General features: G+C 66.1%; 8 protein-coding genes. 1 reads left to right on the top strand and 7 read right to left on the bottom strand.

The window, feature by feature from the left end:
• On the top strand, positions 1-88 hold an 88-nt coding region (locus tag FYJ28_RS15300), incomplete at its 5' end, for an IS3 family transposase (protein ID WP_154578246.1).
• A 95-nt stretch (positions 89-183) separates the two neighbouring features.
• On the opposite strand, the gene FYJ28_RS15295 is transcribed toward FYJ28_RS15300, so the two are convergent.
• The 7 genes from FYJ28_RS15295 to FYJ28_RS15265 form a co-directional block, all read right to left on the bottom strand.
• Complete coding sequence (locus FYJ28_RS15295) at positions 184-687, bottom strand: DUF3145 domain-containing protein (protein WP_055240830.1); 504 nt, start codon at positions 685-687, stop codon at positions 184-186.
• A 208-nt stretch (positions 688-895) separates the two neighbouring features.
• Positions 896-1,855, bottom strand: a complete 960-nt coding sequence (locus tag FYJ28_RS15290) for a tyrosine recombinase XerC (RefSeq protein WP_414826579.1) — start codon at positions 1,853-1,855, stop codon at positions 896-898.
• 31 nt (positions 1,856-1,886) lie between these two features.
• Positions 1,887-2,411: a methylated-DNA--[protein]-cysteine S-methyltransferase gene (locus tag FYJ28_RS15285; RefSeq protein ID WP_154579909.1), complete on the bottom strand. Its 525-nt coding sequence runs from the start codon at positions 2,409-2,411 to the stop codon at positions 1,887-1,889.
• Between the two features lies 1 nt (position 2,412).
• Positions 2,413-3,744 carry a DNA-processing protein DprA gene (locus tag FYJ28_RS15280; RefSeq protein ID WP_154579908.1) on the bottom strand — a complete coding sequence of 444 codons (1,332 nt, stop codon included), beginning with the start codon at positions 3,742-3,744 and terminating at the stop codon, positions 2,413-2,415.
• A complete protein-coding gene (locus FYJ28_RS15275) occupies positions 3,741-5,282 on the bottom strand; it encodes a YifB family Mg chelatase-like AAA ATPase (protein ID WP_154579907.1) in 1,542 nt (513 codons plus the stop codon). Before FYJ28_RS15275 ends, FYJ28_RS15280 begins: the two co-directional genes overlap by 4 nt.
• The gene (locus FYJ28_RS15270; RefSeq protein WP_154579906.1) at positions 5,282-5,641 is read right to left on the bottom strand and encodes a YraN family protein; all 360 of its coding nucleotides are present in this window, start codon (positions 5,639-5,641) and stop codon (positions 5,282-5,284) included. The genes FYJ28_RS15275 and FYJ28_RS15270 overlap by 1 nt, the downstream gene beginning before the upstream one ends.
• Positions 5,642-5,760: 119 nt before the next feature.
• On the bottom strand, positions 5,761-6,405 hold the full coding sequence (locus FYJ28_RS15265; protein ID WP_154579905.1) for a hypothetical protein: 645 nt from the start codon (positions 6,403-6,405) through the stop codon (positions 5,761-5,763).
• Positions 6,406-6,448: the final 43 nt, after the last annotated feature.

Here is a 6,448-nt window from a genome sequence, read left to right as displayed (position 1 = left end):
CATCGGCTGGTACAACAATGAACGCATCTCGACAAAGCTCGAGGGCCTGAGCCCGGTGCAATACCGTGCTCAGGCCCTCGCGGCCTAGGATCTTATTTGGCCAGTCCAACTTTCGGGGAGCAGTTCACTCACGGGGGTCCCGGCCTTTTTGGCTGCGGAGTAAGTTGTTGAACTGGCGCCTAATTAACCGACCTGGTGGAGCCAGCGGACGGGAGCGCCGTCTGCCGCGTGGCGGAACGGCTCAAGTTCATCGTCCCACGCTTCGCCGAGTGCCAGCGAGAGTTCGTGGTAGACGGCGGCCGGATCTCCGGCTCCGTTTTCGTAGGCATACCGGATCCGGTCCTCAGAGACCATGATATTTCCGTGCACGTCCGTGGTGGCGTGGAAAATCCCGAGCTCCGGAGTGTGCGACCAGCGGCTTCCGTCGGATCCGGCGCTGGGGTCTTCGGTGACTTCATAGCGCAGGTGGGCCCAGCCGCGCAGCGCTGAAGCCAACAGCGAGCCGGTACCCTGCGGGCCGGCCCAGGCGAGTTCCGCCCGGACCATTCCGGGAGCGGCCGGCTGCGGGGTCCACTCAAAGTCCGTGCGCTTTTCAACGACGGATTCGATGGCCCATTCGATATGCGGGCACAACGCAGAAGGGGCTGAGTGCACGAACAATACGCCGTGCGCCATCACAACAGTCATTCCATCCTCCGTAGCTGTAGGTGCGTCTTCCCCAACGACCTGCACTGCACGGTATGGAAGTTCTGAGCCCGTAATACTCTCGCAATCTGCAGAAAGCATAGGCTGCAGACGTGAGACCTAGCATCATTGTGCCGCATGTTACGCAATTACGCCAATGAAACTACTTGGTTGTAAGTGAATCGGGTTGCGCGCAGTGCCGCGGCGTCTCTCAGGCCCGCGGGTGTGCCTGCTGGTAGCTTTTGCGCAGACGGTCCACGGAGACATGTGTGTACAGCTGGGTGGTGGCGAGACTGCTGTGCCCCAGGATTTCCTGCACGCTGCGAAGGTCCGCACCGCCGTCCAGGAGGTGGGTGGCAGCGCTGTGCCTCAGGGCGTGGGGGCCTGTTGCCGAGGTGTCCCCGAGAGCGGCAAACAAAGCGGCCGTCACCGACCGGACCTGCCGCTGATCGATCCGGCGTCCGCGCTGTCCGAGGAACAGCGCGTACCCGCTGCCGTCCCCGGCCAGTGCGGGCCGGCCGCGGCGGAGCCAGTCGTCGACGGCGAGTGCCGCTGGAAGTCCGTAGGGGACGGTTCTTTCCTTGTTGCCTTTTCCGACTACGCGCAGTGTCCTGCGGTCCTGGTCCAGGTCATCAACGTCCAGGCTGGCCAGTTCGCCTACCCGGATTCCGGTGGCGTACAGCAGTTCCACCACGGCCCGGTCCCGGAGCGCTACCGGGCCTCCCTCCGCGGCGGCCTCAGCCAAAGCCTCGAACAGGGATTCGACCTGGGCCGGACGCAGGACACCTGGAAGGGTTTTTGTCCGTTTGGGAGCTTTGAGCCGCAAAGCGGGATCCGCCGCAATCAGTTCCTCCCGCATGGCCCAGCCGGTAAAGGAACGTACGGTTGCTGCCCTCCGGGCAATCGTCGCGCGCGCCAGGCCGCTGTCGCTCAGCGTGCCGAGCCAGCTTCGCAGGACGTGCAGGTCTATGTCAGCAAGGGTCGTCAGACCGAGGCCGGCGGCATAGTCCAGCAACCCGGCGACGTCACCTTCATAGGCCCGGACGGTATGCTCGGAGCGGCCGCGTTCCGAGGTGAGGTAGCTGCAGAAGGACTCCAGCGCCCGGGCGTACTCTGCCGGCCTGGTTTTAGGCGTACCGGCTGGAGGATCGGGCTTGCTGGTATTGCTCACTGTCCCACCTTCGCCGCTTTCCGCGGCAGCTTCAAGCAGGCACACCGGCCCCGGAGCACTGCTGTCGAAGCACTTCATTCCCCGGAGCCGCCTCCAGCTCCAGCAGTGCCCGTTTCGCGTCCACTCCCCCGGAGTAGCCGGTGAGCGCTCCTTTGCTGCCGACGACCCGGTGGGTCGGCACCACAATGTCCAGGGTGCTGCGTGACAGGGCGGCACCCACGCCACGCGCTTTGGATGAGTCCCCCAAAGCGAGGGCCAGCTGCTTGTAGGTGCGTGTCTGTCCGTATGGGATGGCTTTCACAGCTTCCCAGACCCGTTCCTGGAACGGCGTTCCCGCCTGCAGTACCTGCAGGTCGAAGCAGCACCGGCGCCCTGCGAAGTACTCCTCGAACTGGCGTTCGGCGGCCTCGAATCCGTTCTCGGCTGCAAGGCCCAAACGGGCTGTGTCCGGCAGTTCCCCTCCCATAGGTGCTGTCTCGACCGCAATGAGTGCCCCGTCCTCCGCGATGAGGGTGAGGATGCCAAGCGGCGAGTAGATCACTTTGTGTGTGCGCATTTCAGTCTCCGTTATGTTCTGTGCTGGCTGTCCCTGTGTTTTCCTGCTGTTTGCTGCGGTGAGACCGCTGCCATAGTCCGGCCCCCGTCCTGCGCGCCAGGCCGGCGAGTTCTAGTCTCGCCAGCCCTGCACGCACGGCCGGCGGGTCCAGTCCTGCGACGACGGCAAGTTTCTGGGGCAGTGCGCCCTTCCGCAGCGGCAGGGCGTCGAGAAGGAGAATGTCTGGCGGGGAGAGTCCGTCATGAACGGCTGGAAGGACAGCGCTTTCCTTGCCTGAGTCCGGGCTGGCCGGCAGGAGGGTGAAAGGATCGGCCAGCTCCAGGATCTCGGCCGGGTCAGTGACGCAGACAGCGCTCCCCTCACGCAGCAGCCGATGGCATCCGGCGGAGTTCGCCGAGTAGACGGACCCCGGCACTGCTCCGAGCCCCCTGCCCAGTGCCGCGGCGTGATGTGCAGTGTTCAGGGCACCGGACCGCCATCTGGCTTCAACCACCACCGTGGCCGCACTCAGCGCTGCAATCAGACGGTTCCGCTGAAGGAACCGCCAGCGCGTGGGTGCCGAGCCAGGCGGTACCTCGCTGAGAACCAACCCCGTGTCCGCTACAGCACGCAGCAGGTCCTCATTCCCGGCCGGGTAAAACCTGTCGATGCCGCCGGCCATCACAGCTATGGTTGGCGGCGCATCAGCGGCTTCAGGTACGGTGCTGCCCGCTTCGGCCGAACGGTCGCCGCCGCGGGCAGCACGTGTTGTGGCCGTAGTCCCTCCGGCTGCTGCCAGCGCCGAGCGGTGAGCCTGCGCGTCGATCCCGTAGGCACCACCGGAGATAACCGTCTTACCGCGAAGCACCAGTCCGGCGGCGAGGTCTCCCGTGATCGCGAGGCCGTAGGAGGTCGCATCCCGTGAGCCGACGAGTGCCAGGCAGTTTCCGGCTGGCGGCACCGTGCCTCCACCACGGCTCCAGAGACAGAACGGCATGCCCTGTCCAAGGTCTGCCAGCGCTGCGGGCCAGCCTTCCTGCTCCGGGACCAGCACGCGTCCGCCGAAGCGGGAGGCCGTCTGCAGGTCCCGCTGGGGTGCCAGATCGGCGGCGCGCGGATGCCATCGCTGAAGTGCTTCGTCAAATGCACGTCCGGTGGCAGGTATCCCGCGTTCATCCAGCAGTGCGGCGGTGGCACGGCGGAGGGCGGAACCGGCCTGTTGGTGGCCCGCGGCAACGCGGGCCGCAGTCACCGGGCCCGCCGCTGCTACGAGGGCCTGGCCAATGGTGTCGGAGGGTTCGATGAGCCTGGACAGGGCCGCCCGCGCGAGAAGGATCGGCTCCAGGTCGTTCATGCGGCCACCGCCTGCTGCCGGAAGCCCAGTGCCTGGCCGATGTCGTCTGCGTCCGGACTGTCATGGCCGGCCAGGTCCGCAACTGACCATGCGACCCGCAGCACCCGGTCATACCCGCGTGCTGTGAGGGTCTGGCGGTCCATAGCACGGTCCAGGGCCGCAGTACTGCTTCGGGCCGGCCTCAGGGCTCCCCGGAGAACAGTGCCTGGCACCTCGGAATTGGTTTCGCAGCCCAGCTGCCCAAGCCGGTCCGCCTGCCGTTCCCTGGCCTGTGCCACCCGGCCTGCCACCGCTTCACTTGGTTCTGCGGTACCGGCGGCTGCGAAGTCCTGAAGTGAGATCCGGCGGATTTCCAGCTGCAGGTCAACCCTGTCCAGGAGCGGCCCCGAAAGCCTGCTGAAGTATCGCCTCCGCTGCTGCGGTGTGCAGGTGCACTCAGTCCCCTTTCCGCTGGCCAGCCCACAGGGACACGGATTGGCGGCCAGGACCAGCTGGAATCGGGCCGGATAGACCGCAGTTCCGGCGGCCCGGTGCAGGACAAGCTGACCGTTCTCCAGCGGCTGGCGGAGTGCATCCAGCACCCGCCCTTCGAATTCCGGCGCTTCATCGAGGAAGAGCACGCCGCGGTGGGCACGCGACGCTGCGCCCGGCCGGGGTATGCCGTTCCCTCCGCCGATTACCGCTGCCGCAGTGGCTGTATGGTGCGGACTTTCGAAGGGCGGGCGCCGGATCAGGCTCGTGCAGGACGCCCCCCTGCCGCCGAGTGAGTGGACTGCCGTCACTTCCATTGCCGGAGTATCGGCGAGGTCCGGCAGCAGGCCGGGCAGCCGCTCAGCCAGCATGGTCTTCCCTGCTCCCGGCGGGCCTGTCATCAGAAGGTGGTGCGCCCCGGCAGCGGCCACTTCAAGGGCGAACCTGGCCTCGTCCTGCCCGGCGATGTCGGCAAGGTCGGGGACGGCAGCAGCTGAGGGGGACTCCGGGATGTCCGTGTCCCATGCATCATCCGCCGGGGGAAAGACCAGCAGATCCGCCCGCGCCCCGTACGCCAGCGCAACCGCAGCAAGCGAACCAAAAGCGCGTACCCGGGCACCCGGCACCAGCGCCGCTTCGGAGGCGTTGGGTTCGGCTACGGCAACGTCCGGAAATCCGGCGTCGACGGCGGCCATGACGGCAGGCAGCACGCCACGCAGGGGACGCAGCCTGCCATCCAGCCCCAATTCAGCCAGGAAGACAGTCCTGCCGGTGCCCCGGACATCTCCGGCCGCGGCAAGTGCTGCCATAACGATCGCCAGGTCAAACCCTGATCCGCGTTTGTGGACATCTGCGGGCATCAGGTTCACGGTAATCTTGCGCCGGCTCAGCGGCAGTCCCGCGTTCTTTGCCGCTGACTTGACCCGGTCGCGGGACTCGTTCAGGGAGGCATCCGGCAGCCCCAGGAGGATGAAGGCCGGGAGTGACTGGCCAATGTCCGCCTCAACTTCCACGATCCGACCCTCCAGTCCAATGAGTCCTATGCCGTAGGTCCTGCCCAGACTCATCAGCCAATTCCCTTCAGGTGTTCGATCACAGGTTCCTGCTCGGCACCTGGCAGCAGCACGGACACCGCGTCCACCCGCCAGCGGCTGCATTCGGCTGGATGTTCCCTGATCCAGGCAGCCGCAAGCAGGTAGAGGCGGCTGAGCTTGGCCGCGGTCACCGCTTCAAATGGATGTCCGTAGTCCAGGGACGACCTTGTTTTTACCTCGGTGATAACCAGGGTGTTCCCATCCCTGGCGACCACGTCGATTTCTCCCTGCGGACACCGCCAGTTGCGTTCAAGGACGTCATAGCCGGCGGCAGACAGATACTCCGCGGCGAACTCCTCGCCGGCCCTGCCCAGCTGGTCTTTGGCTTTCATGCCCCGAGTCTGTGCGGTCCGGGCTCCTCCCGGACCGGCCGCGGAGGCATGTGTGGACAGAACGAGCTGGCGCACACACGGAAGGACTGCCTGTGCAGGATAGGAAGAGTCCGGAAGACTCAGGGGCGGTACAGTACCGGCAGGGGCCGCAGCCGGAAGGGCCCGCCGTCTGGAACCGGCAGAGGCGGAGCGTCAGGGCCGGCCCCGGGAAAACCATGGAGGATGCTGATGTGCGGCCTCAGCACTGAGGAAAACTCAAGTGCCGGATCCTGTGCTGCGTAAGCTGCCGGATCGGGTACCCCGCAGCGGTCCAGAAACAGAAGCAGCAGCCCGTAAAGCGCCTCGTGCACGGCCCGAAGATCCGGTGTGGGATCGAATTCCAGCGCCAGCGTTGAACCTGTGCGGCCAAAGCCGGCCAAACCACGGGGAAAGAGGACAAAATCCTGTGCCGGCAGTGCTGCCTCGGATTCGTCCAGATAATCGGCAAGTGCCAGCACGAAGACCTCTCTGGAGACCCCGGTGGCCTTCGCGAGCCGGTCATAGGCCTCGTCGGCCTTCCCGAAGTGGATCAGGGTCAGGTGCACCCTGCCGGAGCTGACCGGCCGGGCCCGCGGGGCCCTTTCCCGCACGGCGGACTGGAGACGCAGCAGCCTGTCCAGCCCCGCGCCGTCGGGCTTAAGCTGCGCATAGATGCGCACCCCTGAAAGCACACCGGACAGATCCCGGTTGTGCCGGGGAAGCGGATCAGGCGTGGATGCAGCCATCTAGGCAGTCTAAGATGCCGGCAGCCAAGGGCGGCGCGGTACC

The sequence above is a fragment of the Arthrobacter sp. BL-252-APC-1A genome (assembly GCF_009696625.1).
In the GTDB taxonomy this organism is placed as follows: domain Bacteria; phylum Actinomycetota; class Actinomycetes; order Actinomycetales; family Micrococcaceae; genus Arthrobacter_B.
This window is presented reverse-complemented; position numbering and strand designations above follow the sequence as displayed.

Bases quoted from the DNA above. Each gene is read 5' to 3' on its own strand.
- FYJ28_RS15285 (WP_154579909.1), bottom strand. From the start codon at position 2,411: ATGCGCACACACAAAGTGATCTACTCGCCGCTTGGCATCCTCACCCTC.
- FYJ28_RS15265 (WP_154579905.1), bottom strand. From the start codon at position 6,405: ATGGCTGCATCCACGCCTGATCCGCTTCCCCGGCACAACCGGGATCTG.
- FYJ28_RS15275 (WP_154579907.1), bottom strand. From the start codon at position 5,282: ATGAGTCTGGGCAGGACCTACGGCATAGGACTCATTGGACTGGAGGGT.
- FYJ28_RS15295 (WP_055240830.1), bottom strand. From the start codon at position 687: ATGACTGTTGTGATGGCGCACGGCGTATTGTTCGTGCACTCAGCCCCT.
- FYJ28_RS15280 (WP_154579908.1), bottom strand. From the start codon at position 3,744: ATGAACGACCTGGAGCCGATCCTTCTCGCGCGGGCGGCCCTGTCCAGG.
- FYJ28_RS15270 (WP_154579906.1), bottom strand. From the start codon at position 5,641: ATGAAAGCCAAAGACCAGCTGGGCAGGGCCGGCGAGGAGTTCGCCGCG.